We start from the raw sequence: 22,097 nt of genomic DNA, 5'->3' as shown, positions 1-22,097 counted from the left end.
ATAAATAACCAGTAGGTAATGATGGACGCTTCACTCCTGTTAGATGGCCTGAATGACAAGCAACGCGAGGCGGTGGCTGCGCCGCTGGGGAATCACCTGGTGCTGGCGGGGGCGGGTAGTGGTAAGACCCGGGTGCTGGTCCATCGAATCGCTTGGTTGTTGCAGATTGAACAGGCATCACCGTACGGCATTATGTCGGTGACCTTTACCAACAAGGCGGCGGCTGAAATGCGCGGCCGGATCAATGCCCTGATGCAGGGCTCCTGCGCCGGGATGTGGAACGGCACTTTCCACGGCCTGTGTCATCGCATGCTGCGCGCCCACTACCTCGATGCCCGCCTGCCGGAAGATTTCAATATTCTCGACTCGGACGATCAGATGCGCCTGCTGCGCCGCCTGATCAAGGCCCAGAACCTGGATGAGAAACAGTGGCCCGCCCGCCAGGCGGCCTGGTATATCAACGGCAAGAAAGACGAAGGGCTGCGCCCGAACCATATCGAAACCTTCAACGATCCGGTTGAGCAAGTCTGGTTGCAGCTTTACCGTGCCTACCAGGAAGCCTGCGATCGGGCCGGGTTGGTCGATTTTGCCGAGCTGCTGTTGCGTTCGTTTGAGCTGCTGCGGGACAACAAACATATCCGCGAACATTACCAGGCCCGCTTCAAGCAAATTCTGGTGGACGAGTTCCAGGATACCAACAACATCCAGTTTGCCTGGCTGCGGCTGATGGCCGGCCCGGACTGCCATGTGATGATTGTTGGCGATGACGACCAGTCGATTTACGGCTGGCGGGGTGCTCAGGTGGAAAATATCCAGCGTTTTTTGCGTGATTTCCACAATGCCTCGACCATCTTCCTCGAGCAGAACTACCGTTCGACCGGCAATATTCTGAACGCGGCCAATGAACTGATTGCCCATAACAATGAGCGGATGGGCAAGCGGTTGTGGACCGAAGGGGCGGAAGGCGAGCTGATCTCCCTGTACTCGGCATTTAACGAGCTGGATGAAGCCCGCTTTGCCGTCGGCAAGATTAAGGCGTGGCGCGATCAGGGCGGCACCCTGAACGACACCGCGCTGCTGTATCGCAGCAACGCCCAGTCGCGGGTGCTGGAAGAAGCCCTGATCCAGGAAGGTCTGCCGTACCGGATTTACGGCGGAATGCGTTTCTTCGAACGTCAGGAAGTCAAAGATGCACTGGCGTATCTGCGCCTGCTGTCCAACCGTAACGATGATGCTTCGTTTGAGCGGGTGGTGAATACGCCAACCCGTGGGATCGGCGATCGCACCTTGGACACTATCCGGATGGCGGCGCGCGATCGCGGCGCAACTTTGTGGCAGGCCAGTGTTGCCCTGCTCGATGAGCAGGTGCTGGCCGGCCGGGCTGCTAACGCCCTGCGCCGGTTTATCGAACTGGTCAATGCGCTGGAAGATGATACCTGCGAGCTGCCGCTGTTCCAGCAGACTGATGAGGTGATCCGCAACTCGGGTCTGCGCGCCATGTACGAGCAGGAAAAAGGCGAGAAGGCCCAAGCGCGGATCGAAAACCTAGAAGAGCTGGTGACGGCAACCCGTCAGTATGAAGTGCCGGAAGAAGCCGAAGATCTGTCACCGCTGGCGGCGTTCCTGTCCCATGCGGCGCTGGAAGCCGGCGAAGGTCAGGCCGATGAATTTGAAGATGCGGTCCAGCTGATGACCATGCACAGTGCCAAGGGGCTGGAGTTCCCGGTGGTGTTTATGGTCGGGGTGGAAGAAGGCATGTTCCCGAGCGCCCGCACCAGCGAGGAAGTGGGCCGTCTCGAAGAAGAGCGCCGGTTGTGCTACGTCGGCATGACCCGGGCGATGCAGAAACTCTACATCACTTACGCGGAAATGCGTCGGCTGTACGGCAAGGACAACTTCCACAAGCCATCGCGCTTTATTCGCGAGATCCCGTCTGAGTTTGTCGAAGAAGTGCGGATGAAGGCCCAGGTCTCGCGTCCGGCCAGCAGCGGTCGTTTCAGCCAGACTCAGGTGAATGACAACTTCAACCAGACCGGGTTTAACCTCGGTCAGCGGGTAATGCACCCGAAATTCGGTGAAGGGACCATCATCAATTTTGAAGGCAGTGGTGCCCAGAGCCGGGTTCAGGTTGCCTTCAACGGTGAAGGGATCAAGTGGCTGGTGACCCAGTACGCCAAGCTGGAGCCGATGTAAGCCCCCAGCGTCGTTGTGTGACTTCGGCGTTGTGCTGACATCGCGTTCCGCCAATGAAAAGCCCGCAGACTAAAGCCCGTAGACGAAAAGTCTGCGGGCTTTTTGTTGGGCCGGAGACGTGGAAGGCGTGTGGCTTACTGGGCCAGCACCTCTCCTTCTCGGCGGGGATCGGCGGCCCCGCTCAGGCGTTTGCCGTCAATCCGGATCGCCTGGACCCCGGAGTTGAGATCCTTGATTTGGGTTTTGAAGCCCAGTTGCTCCAGTTTCGGTGCCCACTGCTCGGCGTCGGTGCCTTGCTCGAGCTCAAACGCGCCGAAGCGGTTGTTCATGTTCGGCAGGTTGATCGCCTGTTGCAGATCCAGGTTCCAGTCCAGATGGCCGACCAGAGTTTTGGCGACATAGCCGATGATCTGGCTGCCGCCCGGTGAGCCGATGGCCAGCAGCGGCTGGTTATCTTTCATCACGATGGTCGGGGCCATAGACGAGCGCGGCCGCTTGCCGGGCTCGATCCGGTTGGCGATCGGTTGGCCGTCACTGTGGCTGCGGAACGAGAAATCGGTCAGCTCGTTGTTGAGCAAAAAGCCGCGCACCATCAGTCGCGAGCCAAAGCCGTTTTCGATGGTGGTGGTGATGGAGACCACATTGCGGTCGCGATCGACGATGGCGAAATGGCTGGTGGACGGCAACTCGATCGATTCATCCGGGGCATAGCGCATGGCGTGGGTCCAGGCGGGTTGGCCCGGTGCTACACTGGCCAGCGCCTTGTCGCCTTTGAGCAGGGTGGCGCGCTGCTCTAGGTAGTCCTGCGCCAGCAAGCCCAGGGTCGGCATCGGCACATAATCGCTGTCGGCCATGTACTGGCCGCGGTCGGCAAAGGCCAGCCGCGAGGCATCGCCGAGCAGGCGCCAGCTGTGGACATCGTCCGGACCCATGTTTTCAAGCGGATAGTGGCTGAGCATGCCGAGGATCTGGCCTAAGGTCAGGGCACCGGAGCTGGGTGGTCCCATGCCGCAGATCTGGTACTGGCGATACGGGGCGCAGACCGGTTTGCGCTCTTTGACCCGGTAGGTGGCCAGATCCATTACACTGAGCACGCCCGGGTTGCCCTCGGCATTGCGCACGGTGTTGACAATATCTTTGGCAATGTCGCCGTTGTAAAACGCGCTGGCGCCCTGCTCGGCAATCCGGCGCAGGGTATCGGCATAGGCCGGGTTGGTCAGGGTTTCCCCGGCTTGCAGCGGCTTGCCGTTTTCATGGAAGAAATAGGCTTTCGTGCTGGGCCAGCGTTGCAGGCGTTCGCGGTCCTGATCAATCAGCTGCGCCAGGCGCGGGCTGACGGTGAAACCGTTTTTCGCCAGCTTGATGGCGGGGTGGAACAGATCCCGCCACGGCAGCTTGCCGAGCTTCTGGTGGGTGTGCCACATCAGCTTGACCGTGCCGGGGGTGCCGACGGATCGGCCGCCGACGACTGCGTCATAGAAGGCCAGCGGCTTGCCGTCTTTATCTTGGAACAGCCGTGGCGTCACGGCCAGCGGCGCGGTTTCCCGGCCGTCAAAGGTGGTCAGATTTTCCTGCTTGGCATCCCAGTAGACCAGAAATGCCCCGCCGCCGATCCCGGAGGATTGCGGTTCGGTCAGGCCCAGCACCAGTTGGGTGGCGACCATGGCATCAATGGCATTGCCGCCTTGCTTGAGGATTTCGGCCCCGGCCTGGCTGGCATAGGGATTGGCAGTGGCAATCATCCACTCGCTGCCGGTGATCAGTTGCTGTTGGTTCCGGCCGGTACTGGTTTCCGGGGCAACCTGATCCGTGCTCTGCCCGCTGCTCGGGTTGCTTTGTGGCTCTTTGGCCTGGGCGAGCGGGCTCAGCAGGCTGGCAGCCAGTAGTATAGCCAGGGGGCGTTTGTTCCATTCCATGGCGTGTTCCTCTTGTCCTTGAATATTCATTCAGACTACGAGCAGAATGGGTAACTGTCTAATTCATGAGCATTTTTCTGTGCTCATTATCAAACATTCCTTCCGGCCGGCTGAGTGGCCTACAGCGGCAGCAGCCGCACCAGGATGATGGCGCCAATCACCAGAAAGATCAGGCCGCACAGGGCATCGACGTAAGGGGTCCATCGGCGCACGGTTTGCTGTACCCGCTGACCGGTCAGCAGCCAGGCGAGCAGGGCAAACCACAGGAAGGAGATCAGCCACAGCAGGCTGATAGCAGTGATTTTGCCGGACGTCGACATCCCGGCCGGGATCAGGGTCGACAGCAGGCTGAGGAAAAACACCAGCGCCTTGGGATTGAGGATATTGGTGGCAAAGCCTTTGGCCAGTGCCTGTTTGATGTTGCCGATGGCGGCGACCGGCTCGGGGGCGCCGTCACTGTCCGGGGCGTTGGTCCGGCGCAGTGTCGACCAGGCGCTGCGGGCCGCTCCGAGGCCAAGCCACAACAGGTAGGCCCCACCGGCACCTTGCAACAGGGCAAACAGGGTCGGCTGCTCGCGGATCAGCAGGCTGGTGCCGGTCAGGCTGAGGATCGAGTGCAGCAGGATCCCCAGCGACAGGCCGAGCGCGATGCTGACCCCGACCTGGCGGCCGTAGCGTCCGGCATTTTGCACCACCAGGGCAAAATCCGGCCCCGGGCTCATCAGGGCAATAAAGTGGACGGTTAAAAGGGTCATGAGGGTGTGGACTTCGTTCATGCTGTGTTTCCGCGACTGATAACTATCGTCATAGCATGCCCGGGCTCACCAGCGGGCGCTTGTAAAAAATTCACACCCACCGCACAAAGCTTCAGATCCCGGACGGGGCGACGCCGAAGGTTTGCTTGAAGGTGCGGGTAAAGTGGGCCTGATCGTAAAACCCGACGTGGTAGGCGACATCGGTACTGCTGTAGCCGGCCTTGAGCAGGGCCATGGCATGTTCCAGCCGCAGCCGGGCCAGCCAGGCATACGGGGTCATGCCGGTCGCCTTTTTAAACTGGCGCAGCAGTTGGGACGGACTGAGATCGCACAGCCGGGCCAGCGTCTCTAAGCTGATTTTCTGATCCAGGTGGGCCATCAGGTAATCCCGCAACTGATGCAGATCTTTACTGCCCAGGGCGGCGACCGCATTGGGGCGGAGCTGGCCGTAACGGCTGAGCAGGCGGGAGAAGAATTCCAGCGGCATGCTTTCTTTGGCGAGTTGCGGGAAGTGCGGATTGCTGAGCTGGTCGTGCAGCTGGCTCAGTTGGCGAAACAATTGCGGGTCGGTGATCAGGTTGCGCGGAAAATGGATCTGCTGCGGACCGGCCAATTCATACGCCTGGTGATCGAGCCAGTCCGGGGTGATGCTGAATACTTTGACTTTATAACCACGCGCATGCGGCTGGCCGTCATGGATTTCATCCGGTGGCATCATCACCATCTGCCCGGCGCCGGCCAGGTAGCGGGCGCCGTGGAAATGATATTCCTGCTCCCCTTCGGTGATCAGCCCGAGGTGGTAATTGAGGTGGTAGTGGCGTTTGAAGGCAAAGCTCTGGTAGTGGGCATCAATCAGATTGATGTCCGCGATGCAGGATTTGCGGTGGTTGACTGTGTTCATCCTGAACCTCACCCGGGTGATTGTACGCTGACAGCCTTTCAGTAGAGCATAAAGCAGCGGGGCGGGCTTGTAAAAAACTGACACCCCGCGAGGAACACACTTTGCAGCTTAGCTGGCGCGCAGCTGTTTTCTGGCCTGGCGATGGCCTTTGATGCCGTCAAAGCTGAACAGGATCAGCGCCGCCCAGATAAAGGCGAAGGTGTAGCCTTTGTCGAGGCTGAAGGTTTCGCCGTAGATCAGAATCGCCAGCAGGAACATCAGGCTCGGGCCGATATACTGGAAAAAGCCCAGGGTGGAGAGCTTGAGTTTGGTCGCGGCACCGGTGAAGCACAGTAGCGGCAGGGTGGTGACAATCCCGGCCGCCATCAGCAGCAGGTTGGTACCGGCCGGATTGGCGGTCCAGTCCGCGGTCGGGCTGTCGGCAAACACCAGCACGTAGACGGCGGCCAGCGGCAGCAGGATGCTGGTTTCCATGAAGAGCCCGGTCTGGGCATCCAAGTTAACTTTCTTGCGCACCAGGCCGTACACCCCGAAGCTGCTGGCCAGCGCCAGGGCAATCCAAGGCAGCGAGCCGAACTGGATCAGCTGCACCGCCACGCCGCAGGCCGCGAGAGCCACGGCCAGCCATTGCATTGGTCGCAGTCGCTCACCGAGAAACAGCATGCCGAGGAGTACATTGAGCAGAGGATTGATGAAATAGCCGAGGCTGGCATCGAGCATGTAGTTGTGATTGACCGCCCAGATGAAAATCAGCCAGTTGCCGCCAATCAGCACTGAGGAGGCACTCAGCATCAGCAGGGTCTTGCGTTGGCGCAATACGGCCCGGACTTTGCCCCAGTTTTTCCCCAACGCAATCAGGCCGGCGAGGAAGAAAAAGGACCAGATCACCCGGTGGCTGAGAATTTCCAGCGGGCTGACCTGTTGCAGGGCTTTGAAATAAATGGGCGCAATGCCCCACATGGTATAGGCTGCCAGGGCCAGGACGACGCCACGCTGCGTCTGTTGTTGTTCGTTCATCGGTACCCAGAATGTTAAGGAAAAGGAGTGGTCGCGTTAAAACGATTTTCTAACTTGTGATGTCCCGGCAGTATAAAACGTGATCCAGAACCCTGTCACCCGGAACTTTTTTCGGCAAATGCCGGGCTGGGCAGAGGCAATGATGCCGGGGGATGGCGAAAAACGGGCCGTCGGCCGGGGTGCCGGTGCTGCGACGTTCACATCCATGATCCGAATGGTATAGAATAGCCCGCTCGTTCATCAAAGAGTCCTCCTATGTCATCCAGCAGCGCCGCCGTTTGCCAGTCGGCTTCACTTTCCGCCAGTGCGCAGATCCTCCGGGATGTGTTCGGCTACCAGGCTTTCCGTACCGGCCAGCAGGACGTGATTGACGCGGCGTCCGGGGGGCAGGACTGTCTGGTGATCATGCCGACCGGGGGCGGAAAGTCGCTGTGTTACCAGATCCCGGCCCTGATCCGTGACGGGCTGACGCTGGTGATCTCGCCGCTGATCTCGCTGATGAAAGATCAGGTCGACCAGCTCAATGCCAACGGGGTGGCAGCTGCCTGTATCAATTCCACCCTCTCGCGCGAGGCCATCCAGGACACCTTCCGTCAGATGCAGGACGGTGAAATCAAACTGGTGTATGTCTCGCCGGAGCGGGCCCTGAGTCGGGATTTTCTCGAGCGCCTGCCCGAGTTGCCGCTCAGTCTGCTGGCGGTGGATGAAGCGCACTGTATTTCTCAGTGGGGGCATGATTTCCGGCCGGAATATGCGTCGCTGGGGGCGCTCAAGCAATATGTCCCGGAGCTGCCGATCATGGCCCTGACCGCGACGGCGGATGAAACCACCCGGCAGGATATTCTCTCCCGGCTGGCCCTGAGCGAGCCGCATGTCTACCTCGGCAGTTTCGACCGGCCCAATATCCGCTATACCCTGCAGGAAAAATACAAGCCGATGTCGCAGCTGATCCGCTATCTGGGGACGATGCGCGGCCAGTGCGGGATTGTGTATTGCAACAGCCGCAAGCGGGTGGAGCAGATCACCGAGAAACTGTGCGAGAGCGGGATCCGGGCTGCGGCCTATCATGCCGGGATGGCGCACGACGAGCGGGCTCAGGTGCAGGAAAGTTTTCAGCGCGATGATATTCATATCGTGGTGGCGACAGTGGCCTTCGGGATGGGGATCAACAAGCCCAATGTCCGCTTTGTGGTCCATTATGATATTCCGCGTAATATCGAATCGTATTATCAGGAAACCGGCCGTGCCGGGCGCGACGGCCTGCCCGCAGAAGCGGTGATGCTGTACGACCCGTCTGATCTGGCCTGGCTGCGTCGCTGTCTGGATGAAAAGGCCGACGGCGCCCAGAAGCAGGTCGAAGGCCACAAGCTCAACGCCATGGGCGCGTTTGCCGAAGCCCAGACCTGCCGCCGCCAGGTGCTGCTGAATTATTTCGGCGAGTCCCGGGAAGAGCCCTGCGGCAACTGCGATATCTGCCTCGACCCGCCTAAACATTTTGCGGCGCTGGAAGTGGCCCAGAAAGCGCTGTCCTGCGTCTACCGGGTTAATCAGCGTTTCGGCGTCAACCATGTGGTGGATGTGCTGCGCGGGATGCAGAATCAGCGGATCCGTGAGCTCGGCCACGACAAGCTGACGACCTATGGCATCGGTCGCGAGCACAGCCATGAGTTCTGGGTCAGCATCCTGCGCCAGCTGATCCACCGTGGCTACCTGATCCAGAGTATTGTCCACAGCTCGACGCTGCAACTGACGGAAAAAGCCCGTGCGATCCTGCGCGCGGAAGTGGCGCTGGAGCTGGCAGTACCGCGGCTTGATATCGCCGCCCGCAGTGCCAAGAACGATAAGCTGGCCAACCGTCATTACGACAAGAAGCTGTTTGCCAAGCTGCGCAAACTGCGCAAGGCGATTGCCGATGAAGAAGATTTACCGCCGTACGTGGTGTTCAATGATGCCAGCCTGATGGAAATGGCAGAGATACTGCCGACCTCCTCCGGCGAGCTGCTGGCCGTCAATGGCGTCGGCCATCGCAAGCTGGAGAAATACGGTGAGGCCTTTTTGACCCTGATTGAAGAGCACCTGACCGTCGGCGACGGCACCTATTAACGTATCAGTATTAACGAATCGATAGTTGCGAATCGATAGATTCTCGCAAGTTCATCCATCACCCCAGGAGCCCATATGACCTGTTCGACACCTGCCTTTACTTGCCGCGAACTCGACCTTGAGCAGGGGCTGCTGCTGATTGACGGCCCGCAGTTTGATTTTGATGATTTTCCGGCCATCGCCGAGCAGTTGCTGCAACAGCTGGATGCCACTGTGATTGAGCGTGAGTGTAATGCCGATCTGCACCTCTGGCTGGTGGACTTCGAAGGCTGTCGGTTGATGCTCAAGGGCGAGCACTACAGCGGGGCGCTATGGCTCGAAGGCATGGCCGGCGATGCGGCAGACACCCTGCAATTTCTCGCCACCTTGCTGGGGCGCCGATAGTCCACGGCGGGGCTCAATCGATTGCATCGGATGCCGGGTGGATCCGGGGCTAGGCAATCGACATGGTTAAGGTATAATCGCCCGCCTGGTTGCCGCGGCACAGTGTGCCGACGGTGTTTTGGGTTCCCTCTCCCCCAATGACAAAAAGGTCTCAGTATGACTGCGTCTCAATTTTCTCTCGCGCAACAGCGCAAAGCCCTGATGTTTCTGGTTGCCTTCCACCTGCTGATCATTGCATCGAGCAATTATCTGGTCCAGCTGCCGTTTACCGTGTTGGGTTTCCATACCACCTGGGGCGCTTTTTCGTTCCCGTTTATTTTCCTGGCCACCGATCTGACGGTGCGGATTTTCGGCGCGGCGATGGCGCGCAACATCATCCTGCGGGTGATGGTGCCGTCGCTGGCCATTTCCTACGGGCTGTCGGTGCTCTTCTATCAGGGTGAGTATCAGGGCATGGCGCAACTGGGGGAATTTAACCTGTTTGTCGCCCGGATCGCGATTGCCAGCTTCATGGCTTATCTGCTGGGGCAGATCCTCGATGTCTCAGTCTTTAACCGCCTGCGCCAGAGCAAACAGTGGTGGGTGGCTCCGAGTTGCTCGACTTTGTTCGGTAACGCGCTCGATACCGTGGCGTTTTTTGCCATTGCCTTCTACCACAGTCCGGATCCGTTCATGGCCGAACATTGGGTGGAAATCGCGCTGGTGGATTATGGCTTCAAGCTGATCATCAGCCTGGGCCTGTTTGTGCCGATGTACGGGGTGTTGCTCAATTATCTGATCAAGCGCCTGACGAGCCTGACGCCACAGTCCGTTCCCCATCGGGAGCTGGTCTAAGTTACACTCAAGCCGACGAATGTCGGCTTTTTTATGGCTATCCCCTTTGTCTGATGATCACTGAAAGGAGCATGACATGAAGATCCGCCAGGCCAGTGTGGCTGAAGCTGCCGCAGTGCTGACCCAAATTGAAGAATTCGCCTATCCGACCGATGAAGCAGGATTGCAGTCCCGGCTCCGGGGTCATGCGTCGTTAATCCTGATCGCGGAGGTTGAAGGGCTGCCGGTGGGGATCAAAATTGGCTACGCCCTGTCGGAGACCTGTTTTTACAGCTGGCTGGGCGGGGTGACCGCCGGGGCACGCGGCTATGGGGTGGCGCAGGCCTTGCTGGTCGCTCAGGAAACCTGGATGCGTGAGCAGGGCTATGTCGAAGTACGGGTGAAATCCCGCAACCGTTTTTCGGCCATGCTGCGGCTATTGCTCCGCAACGGCTATCAAATCGAACATCTTGAGAAAAAAGACGGGCTGGAAGATTACCGCATTCACTTTGTGAAAGATCTTTCTGTATCAGATGGTTAGCGATTGATGTTGCAATGTGTCAGCCGGGATATGGTGAATGATCGAAATAAATGACAATAATTCTCAATAAAAAGCTTGCAACTTAAATGAGAATGGTTATTATTAACTTGCACTCAGCGAGAGGGAAGGACAAACGCTCTCTTGTTTGAAGGCACGACATTGCTCACATTGCTTCCAGTGTACTTCAGCGACGGTTGGGTTTTTAGTGTAGGGCTGAGAACCAATCACCAATTCTGCTGAGCGGCGCATCCGGTTGGACGACCAACCACAAGGAGCGCCGCCTTTTCTTTTCTGGGGACCCGGAAAATTAAATCCGGATCCGCGTTGCCTGCTTACGCCAGTTTGACCAGCTCTTTCACCAGTTTATTGATCCCGCTTGCGGCTTCCGAAATGCTGCCGGCTAGCATATAGGCCGGAGTGGTGAGGATCTTCCGCTGTTGATCCAGCACATAGTCATCCACAGGGCAGATCACATGCTCGCCGCCCATCTTGGTAAAGGCGTTGGCGGTGTCCGGATCGTTGCCGATCGTCCCCCGGGCACCTTCGCCGTAGATCGTCGGGATCAATGTCGGGGCAATGCAGAGATAGGCTGCCGGTTTTTCTTCCCGGTCAAACTCCTGGCATACCCGCTTGACCTCGCTGTTGACCTGGCACTTGGCACCGGCCAGGGCAAAATCAGACAGGTTCTTGGCGACCCCGAACCCGCCCGGCAGCAGCAGGGCATCATAGTCGACGGCCCTGAGGTTGACGATATCATCGATGTTGCCGCGGGCGATCCGGGCCGCTTCGACCAGCACGTTGCGGGTCTCCGGCATCTCTTCTCCGCTGATATGGTTAATCACATGGTGCTGAGAGATATTCGGTGCGAAGCAGTGCCAGCTGGCACCGGCTTGTTCAATGGCGAGGAGCGCCAGGACGGATTCGTGGATTTCTGCACCGTCAAAGACGCCTGAGCCGCTCAAAATAACTGCTATTTTCTTCATGCTGGTCTCCTTTATCATCAATTTTGCCGCTGTCTGCTCTAAGATATGCTTATTTCAGATCGATCTGTTAACTTTTTCCACAATTAATGATCATTTTAGGATCGAGGATCTATTTTGAGGTAATTGTTTAACGTGATGATTTAAAAGGATTTGTTTGAAGGCGTATGATTTTATGTCGAATTTGATCCTCCCGGCCATTTTAAATACTAACAAAGTTATCCACAGGGTGGCGGAGGCGCGTGGCCAACAATAGTTAACAGTTGACGGCTGTCGTGGCATTCTAAGGCCCTAACTCTTTCATCCCCCGGATATAAGAATCTCTTTATGGCAACTATTCCAGAAAATCCACTGATCCTGATTGACGGATCCTCGTATCTCTACCGTGCCTATCATGCGGCACCGAACCTCACCAACTCTGACGGTGAGCCGACCGGCGCTGTGTACGGGGTGGTGAACATGTTGCGCAGCCTGTTGCGCCAGTTTTCCACAGAGCATATTGCCGTGGTGTTTGATGCCAAGGGCAAAACCTTCCGTGATGAAATCTACCCGGAATACAAGGCCCACCGACCGCCGATGCCGGATGATTTACGCGGCCAGATTGAGCCGTTGTATGCGATTATCCGGGCCATGGGCTTGCCGTTGATTGCCGTCCCCGGGGTGGAAGCCGATGACGTGATCGGGACCCTGGCGACTCAGGCGTCCAAAGCCAATATGCCGGTGCTGATCAGTACCGGGGATAAAGATATGGCCCAGCTGGTGGATCAGAATGTCACGCTGATCAATACCATGACCGGGGTGGTGATGGACCCGGAAGGGGTGGTGGAAAAATTCGGTATCGGCCCTGAGCTGATCATCGATTACCTGGCGCTGATGGGCGATAAAGTCGATAACATTCCTGGCGTCCCTGGTGTGGGTGAGAAGACGGCGAAGGCGTTGCTGACCGGCGTTGGTGGTCTGGACGCACTGTATGCCAACCTGGAAGCGATCCCGGCGTTGGGTTTTCGCGGCTCGAAAACCATGCCGCAGAAACTGGCCGACCATAAAGACGCCGCTTATCTCTCGTATGAGCTGGCGACCATCAAGCTGGATGTCGAGCTGGATGTGACGCCGGATGAGCTGCGCAAGGGCGAGCCGGATGCGGACGAGCTGACCCGTCTGTTCGGCAAGTTGCAGTTCCGCCGCTGGTTGGAAGAGATGCTGAGCGGCAGCGATGGCCGGATTGTAGCGGACGAGAAAGTTGCCGCCGCAGTCCCTGAAACTCAGGCGGTGGCGCCGGTGATTGATCGCAGCGGCTACGAGACCGTGCTGGATGAAGCCACATTCAACGGCTGGCTGGAGACCCTGAAATCAGCGGAAGTCGTTGCCTTTGATACCGAAACCGATGGTCTGGATTACATGACGGCCAACCTAATTGGGGTATCGTTCGCGGTGGAAGAAGGCAAGGCGGCCTATGTGCCGGTGGCCCATGATTATCTGGATGCGCCGGACCAGCTCGATCGCGACTGGGTGCTGGCCCAGCTCAAGCCGCTGCTGGAAGATCCGAACCAGGCCAAGGTCGGTCAGAACCTGAAGTTCGATGCCTCGATCCTCGCTCGCTACGACATTGAGATGCAGGGGATCACCTTTGATACCATGCTGGAATCCTACGTGTTCAACAGCGTGATCGGCCGCCACGATATGGACAGCCTGGCGCTGCGCTATCTTGAGCACAAGACGATCAGCTTTGAAGAGATTGCCGGGAAAGGGAAGAAGCAGCTGACGTTTAACCAGATCGAGCTGGAGCAGGCCGGGCCGTATGCCGCAGAAGATGCCGATATTACCCTGCGTCTGCACAACCTGCTGATCGAGAAAATCAATGCCGACGCCAAACTCAAGTCGGTGTTTGAAACCATTGAAATGCCGCTGGTGCCGGTCCTGTCGCGGATGGAGCGCACCGGGGTGCTGATTGACAGCATGAAGCTGAACACCCAGTCGGTTGAAATTGCCGCCCGCCTTGATGCGCTGGAGAAGCAGGCATACGAGGTAGCCGGGGAAGAGTTCAACCTCAGCTCGCCGAAGCAGTTGCAGGCGATTTTGTTTGAGAAAATGGGCCTGCCGGTGGTGAAGAAGACGCCGTCCGGCACGCCGTCGACCAACGAAGAAGTGTTGCAGGAGCTGGCGCTGGATTACCCGCTGCCGAAGCTGATCCTCGAATATCGCAGTCTGGCGAAGCTGAAATCGACTTACACTGACAAGTTGCCGAAGATGATTAACCCGGCCACCGGGCGGGTACATACTTCGTATCATCAGGCCGTGACGGCCACCGGGCGTTTGTCATCGAGTGATCCGAACCTGCAGAACATTCCGGTCCGTAACGAAGAGGGCCGCCGGATCCGTCAGGCCTTTACTGCGCCGAGCGGCTACAAGATCCTGGCCATCGACTACTCGCAGATTGAATTGCGGATCATGGCCCATCTGTCTGGCGATCAGGCGCTGCTGGATGCCTTCCGCCACGGCAAGGATATCCACGCCGCGACGGCCGCAGAGATCCTCGGTCTGCCGATCGAATCCGTTACCAGTGAGCAGCGTCGCCGCGCCAAGGCGATTAACTTCGGTTTGATCTACGGCATGAGTGCGTTTGGCCTGGCCAAGCAGCTGGATATGGGCCGCAACGAAGCCCAGGAGTATATGAATGTGTACTTCGAGCGTTATCCGGGCGTGCTGGAATATATGGAAAGCACCCGCACCACGGCGAGTGAGAAAGGGTACGTGGAAACCCTGTTCGGGCGTCGCCTCTACCTGCCGGATATTAAATCGCGAAACGGCATGCGCCGTAAGGCTGCCGAACGGGCGGCGATCAATGCGCCGATGCAGGGCACGGCGGCGGATATCATCAAGCGCGCGATGGTGCTGGTGGATCAGTGGATCCGTGAGCAGCCGGCCGACCGGGTTCGCCTGCTGATGCAAGTACATGACGAACTTGTTTTTGAAGTACAGGAATCTGAGTTGGAAAGCGTCTCCGACAGTATTCGTCAGTTGATGGAATCCGCGGCGGAACTGGCGGTGCCGTTGATCGCGGATGCCGGTCAGGGCGACAACTGGGAGCAGGCCCACTAAGGGATCACGCATCGGATGAGCAGCGAAAATCCTGATAGCTGGCCATAGGCCAGCTATTTTTTTAGGCAAATTAATGGCTGATAAATTTCCCTAACATTTAAGTTAGTTACGTCATGGTGAAAAAAAACTACAAAAAGGGCTTTTCAAATCTGCGCAATTGATATACAGTTATCGGCGTAGGGTACAGAGGTAAGATGTTCTATCTTTCAGACCTTTTGTTTCACGTTATTGGATTTGGCTGATTCAGCAGCCCTGGTCGATTGACCGGGGCGTTTTTTATTTCAGCGCCACCACAATCCATCCCCACCTATTTTGATGATCCGTTTGATTTTCCCCGTCCATGCTTCCGTTGCGCACGGTCATATGCCGATCCGCTTGATGCAGCCGGTTTGCGTCGATTTTCTCACCCATAATCCGAAAGTTGTCGCGAAATAAAGCACTGTGTGCTCCCGGGCAGATCCGCCGGAAGATATTGGACTACGCCAGAGACCAGCCGCGTGTTGTCAAGCCCTGCCAACTCTGTCGCAGCTTCTCTGAAACAATGTGCAACAAATGTTTAGAGTATTTACTTTAAATATGGACCCGGTTCGGTATAATTAAGGTTGCTTCTTGTTCATATTTGTTATTTGCCAGCGGGCTCGAACGCCGGCTGCCAAGCACATCCATGACATGGCCACCTTCTGTTGAGGTGGCTTTTTTTTATCCGCGCCTTGTCTGTTCTGCTCATCAAAATGTAATAAACTTCCAGTATGGAGTGGTGCACACTCATCTTAATTTGTGTGATGAAAGAAAGGGCCTTGATGGCCTGAGTGGGGGATGAGCAAAAGCATTCCGACAACCGGGTCATCACCGGCGACGGATGACGGATACGGGGCATCACGGCAGCTGGGCGGTGTTACTGAATCGGTAGCATTGAAAGCGAATTGAAAGGGGAATGGTGGGGCAGGGCGAAAAACTTGCGCTTGGCGGAGAACTCAACAATCCTTGTGGGACAACAATAAAAACCTTCTATTTCTCTCCGGTTACCCCACCGGTCGGTGGGGTATTTTTCAGACCGGTCGTGGCACGGGTTATTCCCCGTGCTCCTCACTGTCGATCGCTTCCATATCCAGCAGTGCCTGCTGGCGTTCCAGCTCTGGGGCGAACCAATCGTCGAGTTTGCGGCGGACTTGATCGACGCCAATGCCTTTGAGTGATGAGAAGGCTTCAACCTGAACATCACCGCCAAAGGTTTTCACCGTTTCGCGTACTTTCATCAGTTGTTGCTTGCGGGCACCGCTTTTCAGTTTATCGGCCTTGGTCAGCAGCACCAGCACCGGCAGGCGGCTCTCAATCGCCCACATGATCATCTGCTGATCGAGATCTTTGAGCGGATGGCGGATATCCATCAGCACCACCAGGCCCTCCAGGCACTCACGCTTTTGCAGGTATTCACCCAGCGACTGCTGCCATTTGATCTTCATTTCCAGCGGAACCTGTGCATAGCCGTACCCCGGCAGGTCGATCAGGTTACAACCCGGGATCACTTCAAACATGTTGATTAACTGGGTCCGCCCCGGGGTTTTTGAGGTCCGGGCCAGGCTCTTCTGATCGGTAATTCGGTTCAGGGCACTTGACTTACCTGCATTGGAGCGGCCAGCAAATGCGATCTCAACGCCTGTGTCGTTTGGCAAGTGACGAATAGTCGGTGCACTTGTGATAAAGCCGGTATTTCTATAGTTGAGAGTTTGATTCACTGTTAACTCCGTCAAGTCTTCATGTAGTCGACTGATTACTTTTATGTGAAATGGTGTAAAATGTGCGAAACCGTGCTCGCTATGTGGTCTTATTGTATACCATGTAACTGAGCATTACTTGTGGTACTGGAAGCTCAATAATTATAACGGAATGTCATGAAGAAATTAGCACTGATATTGACTCTTCTTGCCAGTTGCTCAGCCTGGGCCCAGGGAGATGTGGAAGCTGGAAAAGCAAAAGCCGCGACATGTGCCGCTTGTCATGGAGCAGATGGCAACAGCATTATGGCGCAATACCCGAAAATCGCAGGTCAGCATGCTGGCTATCTGGAAAAACAGCTGAAGGATTTTAAGCTGGCGATGAGTACCGGTGGAAAGCAAGGCCGTAACGATCCGGTTATGGGCGGAATGGCGATGCCATTGAGTGAGCAGGATATGGCTGATCTGGCTGCTTACTACGCTTCGTTACCTATTTCTGACAATACGACGCCGGAATCTGCGATTGCCATCGGTCAGACCCTGTACCGTGCCGGTGATGCTGAGCGTGGGATTGCGGCTTGTACGGCCTGTCACGGTCCGCGCGGAAACGGCACCAGCCTGTCGGGCTTCCCGAAAATTTCCGGTCAGAATGCCGAGTATGTCAAACTGCAGCTGGAGAAATTCCGTGCCGGCGATCGCAGCAACGACATGAATGCCATGATGCGCGCCGTGGCAGCGAAATTGACTGATAAAGAAATTGCCGCTCTGTCCCAATACGTTGGTGGCCTACACTAATTCATCCGTTTCCAGTATTCGTGAAATAAGGGCAGCCTCGGCTGCCTTTTTTCATGTCTGCCCGGTTTGGCGGGAGGGCGGCGCAAATATGCGCATTTCGTATTCGGATCTGCTATGATACGCGGCTTCATTTTAAGTCGGATGACGGGCGCGCCGTGTCATCCGAAGCGTAGGAGAGAGTAAGCCATGCAGACCTGCCCGCTGTGTCAACATCAGTCGGCTGATGCGTTTGTTGAAGATCGCCTTCGTGCTTATTTCCGCTGTCAGGCCTGTGCGTTGATCTTTGCAGATCCGGCGGCATTGCTGGCCCCGGCGGACGAAAAGGCGGTCTATGATCAGCATGAGAACAACCCGGCCGATCAGGGCTACCGACGCTTTCTCAACCGCCTGGCCGAGCCGCTGAGCGAGCGGTTGGGACCGGCGCCGCTCGACGGGCTGGATTTTGGCTGCGGTCCGGGCCCGACCTTGTCTGTCATGCTGGCAGAGATGGGACATCAGATGGCGATCTATGATCCGTATTTTGCCGATGAGCCGGCGCTCCTGGAGGCAACATATGATTTTGTCACTTGTACCGAAGCGATTGAACACTTTTATACACCGGCCAGGGAGTGGGCGCTGTTACTCAACATGGTCAAGCCCGGCGGATGGCTGGGGCTGATGACCAAGCTGGCGACGGATGCCGAGGCATTTGCCCGCTGGCACTATAAGAACGACCCAACCCACGTGAGCTTTTTCAGCCGCGAAACGTTCCGCTTTCTGGCCCGGCGAGATGGCCTGAGTGTGGAATTTGTTGGAAATGATGTAATTTTGCTGAGGAAAACCCAGTAATGACCCGTAAGAAAAAGAGCCGTAAGCCGGGCTCAGAAGGCCCGGCAGTATATACCCAGAAATCAACCAACCAGCTGGAGCAGGAAGGGCGTCTGCGCAAGAAGGCACGTAAGCGTAAAGGTCTGAAGACCGGCAGCCGTCACTCCGACGGCTCGGTGGCCGACAGCCGTGCCCAGGCCCGCGCGAAAGATCCGCGCCATGGCAGCAAGAAGCCGGTGCCGCTGATCGTCGAGGCGAAGAAGCCGATGACCAAGAAAGAGCGTCGTCTCAGCGCCGAGCAGGAGCTGGCCATGCTGGAAAATGACAGCCAGCTGATGGTGCTGCTGGATCGGATTGAGGCCGGTGAAAACCTGGGCGCCGGATTGCAAAAACAGGTCGACCAGAAACTGGATCGGATTGAGCAGTTGATGAATCAGCTGGGCCTGCTGGAAGACGACGAGGTTGAAGTCGTTGCTGCGGCACCGTCAGATGACGATGACGATGACGACCTGCTGGATAAGTTTGAAAACATGGATTTTGACGATTTCGACAAGGAGTAAGCCTTGCAGAATGTGACGTTGTGGTTTGGATTGGCCAGCGCGGTGGTTGCCGTGCTGGCGGGGTACGCCGGTTATCTGCTGTTCAAACTGTATCAGCAGAACCAACGCCACAAGGCCTTTTTGGCCCGGGCGCAGCGGCTGGAAGCCGAGGGCATCAAACAGCGCAATGCCAATATTATGGAAAGCGTGCTGATTATTGCCCAGGCCGGGAAGCAGGATGAGTGCGATGTGTCGGAAGTGACCATCCGCTTGTACAAGCTGATGGAGGTGCTGCAAGGCGATCATCAGGTCGATTTTGCCGATCAGTACCCGGCGATGCATGAGTTGTATCAGGTGGTCAAAGAAATGCCGCGGGGCGAAGCGCGCAAAACGCTGGAAAAGCGTGAGCGGATGCAGCTCGATATGACGCGGATGAAAGCCGAAGCCCGGTTGATGGACGACATCAAACGCGAGCTGGACTTAGTCCTGGCCCTGAAAGCCTGAGCCTCCCGCCTCAATGCTGCCTCCCCGGCAGCACTCGGCCTTATCTATACTGTATGCTGACACCCGGCGCAGGAAGATAAGGCCGTAAACTCTGAGCAAGTCATCATTTCCGCGCACTGTAATAAGTAAAACATCTACATCTTTATCAAGTTGTGGCACACTTGGCCTTTGCAATTAACCCCAGAACAGTAGTGGAAATACGTCATGTCAAATGAGCAGATAATTTGGGATCAGGCGCTGATAGAAAAGTACAATTATTCAGGTCCCCGCTACACCTCCTACCCGACCGCCCTGGAGTTCCATGAAGCCTTCACGTCGGCGGAGTTTGATATGGCGTGTGCACAGTATCCGGAGCGGCCGTTGTCGCTGTATGTGCACATCCCGTTCTGTCACAAGCTGTGCTACTACTGTGGTTGCAACAAAATCATTACCCGTCACCAGCACAAGGCGGATCAGTACCTCGACGCCCTGGAGCAGGAGATCCGCCAGCGCGCCGGGTTGCTCGGCGATCGGACCGTCACCCAGCTGCACTGGGGCGGCGGCACGCCGACGTTTCTGACCAAAGCGCAGATCAGCCGCCTGGTCGGCCTGCTGCGCGAGCAGTTTGACTTTGCGCCTGATGCCGAAATCAGTATTGAGATCGACCCGCGTGAAATTGAACTCGATATGCTCGATCACCTGCGCAGCGAAGGGTTTAACCGCCTGAGTATCGGGGTGCAGGACTTCAATAAAGAAGTGCAAAAGCTGGTGAACCGCGAGCAGGATGAAGCCTTTATTTTTGCGCTGGTGGCACGTGCCAAAGAGCTGGGGTTCCGTTCGACCAACCTGGATCTGATCTACGGGCTGCCGAAACAGGATCAGGCGAGTTTTGCCAAGACCCTGCAACAGGTGCTGACCATGAAGCCGGGCCGCCTGTCGGTGTTCAATTACGCCCATATGCCGAGCCTGTTTGCTGCGCAACGGAAAATTTTGGAAGCCGACCTCCCGGCCGCCAACGAGAAGCTGGCGATTTTGCAAGACACCATCGCCACCCTGACCGGCGCCGGCTATCAGTTTATCGGCATGGATCACTTTGCCCTGCCGGATGACGAACTGGCGGTGGCGCAGCGCCACGGCATTCTGCATCGTAACTTCCAGGGATACACCACCCAGGGCGAGTGCGATCTGCTGGGGCTGGGGGTGTCGGCGATTTCGATGATTGGCGACTGTTACGCCCAGAACCAGAAAGAGCTGAAGAAGTATTACGCCAGTGTCGGCGACAAACGGGAAGCGCTGTGGAAAGGGGTCTCGCTGGATGGCGATGACTTGCTGCGCCGCGAGGTGATTAAAGCGCTGATCTGTAATTTCCAGCTGGATAAAACCGACATTGCCACCCGCTTTGACCTGAATTTTGACCAGTACTTTGCCGAAGATTTGCAACTTTTACAGACCTTTATCAATGACGGGCTGGTGAGCGTGGATGAGCGCACCATCCGGGTGACGCTGAGGGGGCGGTTGTTGATCCGTAATATCTGTATGTGTTTCGACAAATACCTGCGCGATCGGGCCCGGCAGCAGCAGTTCTCCCGGGTGATCTAGCCGTCTTCGCACGGGTTCGGGCCGGAAACGGCCCTGACAAAAAAGCCCTCATGCTGAATGGTCAGCATGAGGGCTTTTGCGATCAGTTGCCAAATAAATTGAAGGCGGTTAACAGCGCCAGTACACTGGCAGCAAAATGGCCCGGGCCATTGGCTGCCACTTCACTGACGGCAGGAAGCGCCATACTGATAGAGAGAAAACTGTCCAGCATGTGTGTGTCCTGAATCGGGTGGTGGATCGTGAAGTTCTCCCGCAACCTAAAGGTCAGCGCTGAAGCCAGTGCGGATCAAAAGTGGGTTGGCGGTGGGGAGAAAGTGGGCGTATTTTACGCAAAATCAGCCGGAATGAAATTGCATTTGTGCAAAAAATGCCCGGCTGATTGCGTTTTTTTGAGGGGCGGGATTAGCGTTGTGCCACTTTGTCCCGAAGTGCTTGTTTTTCGGTAGCAGACAGGAAGGCGAGCTCCAGGCCGTTGATCTGCGCCTGGCGGATCTGAGCGTCGGTCAGTCCGGCTTTCGGTGCGGCAACCTCGTACTCGTAGGGCAGCTCAATCCCTTCGACCGCCGGATCATCGGTGTTCAGACAGGCCAGGATACCGTGATCCAGGAATTGCTTCACCGGGTGGGTTGCCAGCGAGGCGACGGTGCTGGTCTGGATGTTGGAGGTCAGGCATGACTCAATCCCGATCTTGTGCTCTGCCAGATAGTCCATCAGGGCCGGATCTTCAATCGCTTTGACCCCGTGGCCAATACGGACCGCGCCCAGCTTGCGAATGGCCTGCCACATGCTCTCCGGACCGGCCGCTTCACCTGCGTGGACTGTCACCTGCAGGCCGGCATCGCGCACTTGCGTGAAGTGGGAGACAAACTGAACGCCCGGCTGGCCCAACTCATCCCCGGCCAGATCGACGGCGACCAGATGGTCCTTCTGGGTCAGCAGCGCATCCAGCTCCTGCTGGCAGGCCTGGGTGCCGAAGGTGCGGCTCATGATCCCGATCAGGTTGGCCCGGATACCGAAGTCACGGCAACCGGCGCGGACACCATCCACCACGGCCTCGACCACGCCAGCCACCGGCAGCTGGTGTTTCATCGCCATGTAGTACGGTGAAAAGCGCAGCTCGGCATAGTCAATTTTGGCATTGAGCGCGTCTTCAACATTCTCGTAGGCCACGCGGCGGCAGGCGTCCAGATCGCCCAGAACGGCAACGCCCCAGTCAAGCTTGGACAGGAACGCGACCAGGCTTGGCTCTGCTTCGACAATCTGCACATGCGGGCGCAGGGACTCGATATCATGACCGGGTAAAGCCATGCCAAATTGTTGGCCCAGCTCAAGGATGGTCTGGATCCGGATATTGCCATCAAGATGGCGGTGCAAATCGGTTAAAGGAAGGTGCTTGGTAATCATGATACTCGTCATCCCGCTGAAAATTGGTGCGTCAGTATACGCAAAGAACGATT

Annotated in this window: 19 protein-coding genes; 11 read left to right on the top strand and 8 right to left on the bottom strand. The window is 57.0% G+C overall.

The genetic code is table 11. The annotated features are described in order from the left end of the window. The first annotated feature begins 18 nt into the window (after positions 1-18). Complete coding sequence (gene uvrD, locus NH461_RS15980; protein WP_261601260.1) at positions 19-2,193, top strand: DNA helicase II; 2,175 nt, start codon at positions 19-21, stop codon at positions 2,191-2,193. A 134-nt stretch (positions 2,194-2,327) separates the two neighbouring features. On the opposite strand, the gene ggt is transcribed toward uvrD, so the two are convergent. The 4 genes from ggt to rarD all read right to left on the bottom strand — a co-directional run bounded on the left by ggt (position 2,328) and on the right by rarD (position 6,782). Then, positions 2,328-4,109 carry a gamma-glutamyltransferase gene (gene ggt / locus NH461_RS15975; RefSeq protein WP_261601259.1) on the bottom strand — a complete coding sequence of 594 codons (1,782 nt, stop codon included), beginning with the start codon at positions 4,107-4,109 and terminating at the stop codon, positions 2,328-2,330. 119 nt (positions 4,110-4,228) lie between these two features. Then, on the bottom strand, positions 4,229-4,885 hold the full coding sequence (locus tag NH461_RS15970; protein WP_261601258.1) for a LysE family translocator: 657 nt from the start codon (positions 4,883-4,885) through the stop codon (positions 4,229-4,231). Between the two features lie 91 nt (positions 4,886-4,976). Beyond that, positions 4,977-5,765 carry an AraC family transcriptional regulator gene (locus tag NH461_RS15965; protein ID WP_261601257.1) on the bottom strand — a complete coding sequence of 263 codons (789 nt, stop codon included), beginning with the start codon at positions 5,763-5,765 and terminating at the stop codon, positions 4,977-4,979. A gap of 108 nt (positions 5,766-5,873) precedes the next feature. Next, positions 5,874-6,782: an EamA family transporter RarD gene (gene rarD / locus NH461_RS15960; protein WP_261601256.1), complete on the bottom strand. Its 909-nt coding sequence runs from the start codon at positions 6,780-6,782 to the stop codon at positions 5,874-5,876. Between the two features lie 255 nt (positions 6,783-7,037). Here rarD and recQ point away from each other — a divergent pair, with 255 nt between their 5' ends. The 4 genes from recQ to NH461_RS15940 all read left to right on the top strand — a co-directional run bounded on the left by recQ (position 7,038) and on the right by NH461_RS15940 (position 10,623). Continuing rightward, positions 7,038-8,885 carry an ATP-dependent DNA helicase RecQ gene (gene recQ / locus NH461_RS15955; protein ID WP_261601255.1) on the top strand — a complete coding sequence of 616 codons (1,848 nt, stop codon included), beginning with the start codon at positions 7,038-7,040 and terminating at the stop codon, positions 8,883-8,885. A 75-nt stretch (positions 8,886-8,960) separates the two neighbouring features. Then, positions 8,961-9,269 (top strand): DUF3630 family protein, encoded by a 309-nt coding sequence (locus NH461_RS15950; RefSeq protein WP_261601254.1) that lies wholly within the window; start codon positions 8,961-8,963, stop codon positions 9,267-9,269. 156 nt (positions 9,270-9,425) lie between these two features. Then, positions 9,426-10,103: a 7-cyano-7-deazaguanine/7-aminomethyl-7-deazaguanine transporter gene (locus NH461_RS15945; RefSeq protein WP_261601253.1), complete on the top strand. Its 678-nt coding sequence runs from the start codon at positions 9,426-9,428 to the stop codon at positions 10,101-10,103. A 76-nt stretch (positions 10,104-10,179) separates the two neighbouring features. Beyond that, positions 10,180-10,623, top strand: coding sequence for a GNAT family N-acetyltransferase (locus tag NH461_RS15940; protein WP_261601252.1), 444 nt, complete (start codon positions 10,180-10,182; stop codon positions 10,621-10,623). Between the two features lie 332 nt (positions 10,624-10,955). Here NH461_RS15940 and elbB read toward each other — a convergent pair whose 3' ends face one another. Next, positions 10,956-11,606, bottom strand: coding sequence for an isoprenoid biosynthesis glyoxalase ElbB (gene elbB, locus NH461_RS15935; RefSeq protein WP_261601251.1), 651 nt, complete (start codon positions 11,604-11,606; stop codon positions 10,956-10,958). Between the two features lie 324 nt (positions 11,607-11,930). Here elbB and polA point away from each other — a divergent pair, with 324 nt between their 5' ends. Further along, a complete protein-coding gene (gene polA / locus NH461_RS15930; protein WP_261601250.1) occupies positions 11,931-14,702 on the top strand; it encodes a DNA polymerase I in 2,772 nt (923 codons plus the stop codon). Between the two features lie 1,070 nt (positions 14,703-15,772). On the opposite strand, the gene yihA is transcribed toward polA, so the two are convergent. Next, complete coding sequence (gene yihA, locus NH461_RS15925; RefSeq protein WP_261601249.1) at positions 15,773-16,438, bottom strand: ribosome biogenesis GTP-binding protein YihA/YsxC; 666 nt, start codon at positions 16,436-16,438, stop codon at positions 15,773-15,775. Positions 16,439-16,594: 156 nt separating this feature from the next. Here yihA and NH461_RS15920 point away from each other — a divergent pair, with 156 nt between their 5' ends. The 5 genes from NH461_RS15920 to hemN all read left to right on the top strand — a co-directional run bounded on the left by NH461_RS15920 (position 16,595) and on the right by hemN (position 20,640). Beyond that, entirely contained in the window at positions 16,595-17,212 is a 618-nt protein-coding gene (locus tag NH461_RS15920; protein WP_261601248.1) for a c-type cytochrome, read from the top strand. Positions 17,213-17,398: 186 nt separating this feature from the next. Continuing rightward, positions 17,399-18,040: a class I SAM-dependent methyltransferase gene (locus tag NH461_RS15915; RefSeq protein WP_261601247.1), complete on the top strand. Its 642-nt coding sequence runs from the start codon at positions 17,399-17,401 to the stop codon at positions 18,038-18,040. Continuing rightward, positions 18,040-18,579: a Der GTPase-activating protein YihI gene (gene yihI, locus NH461_RS15910; RefSeq protein ID WP_261601246.1), complete on the top strand. Its 540-nt coding sequence runs from the start codon at positions 18,040-18,042 to the stop codon at positions 18,577-18,579. Before NH461_RS15915 ends, yihI begins: the two co-directional genes overlap by 1 nt. 12 nt (positions 18,580-18,591) lie before the next feature. Then, the gene (locus tag NH461_RS15905; protein ID WP_410000114.1) at positions 18,592-19,062 is read left to right on the top strand and encodes a DUF2489 domain-containing protein; all 471 of its coding nucleotides are present in this window, start codon (positions 18,592-18,594) and stop codon (positions 19,060-19,062) included. A 204-nt stretch (positions 19,063-19,266) separates the two neighbouring features. Next, the gene (gene hemN, locus NH461_RS15900; protein ID WP_261601244.1) at positions 19,267-20,640 is read left to right on the top strand and encodes an oxygen-independent coproporphyrinogen III oxidase; all 1,374 of its coding nucleotides are present in this window, start codon (positions 19,267-19,269) and stop codon (positions 20,638-20,640) included. Between the two features lie 82 nt (positions 20,641-20,722). Here hemN and NH461_RS15895 read toward each other — a convergent pair whose 3' ends face one another. Together NH461_RS15895 and add are read right to left on the bottom strand one after the other, a co-directional pair. Then, positions 20,723-20,851 (bottom strand): hypothetical protein, encoded by a 129-nt coding sequence (locus NH461_RS15895; protein ID WP_261601243.1) that lies wholly within the window; start codon positions 20,849-20,851, stop codon positions 20,723-20,725. A 191-nt stretch (positions 20,852-21,042) separates the two neighbouring features. Further along, complete coding sequence (gene add / locus NH461_RS15890; protein ID WP_261601242.1) at positions 21,043-22,044, bottom strand: adenosine deaminase; 1,002 nt, start codon at positions 22,042-22,044, stop codon at positions 21,043-21,045. Between the last annotated feature and the right edge of the window lie 53 nt (positions 22,045-22,097).

The organism is Photobacterium sp. TY1-4, from assembly GCF_025398175.1.
Lineage (GTDB): Bacteria > Pseudomonadota > Gammaproteobacteria > Enterobacterales > Vibrionaceae > Photobacterium.
The sequence above is the reverse complement of the archived record's forward strand: the minus strand, read 5'-3'. Positions and strand labels throughout refer to the sequence as shown.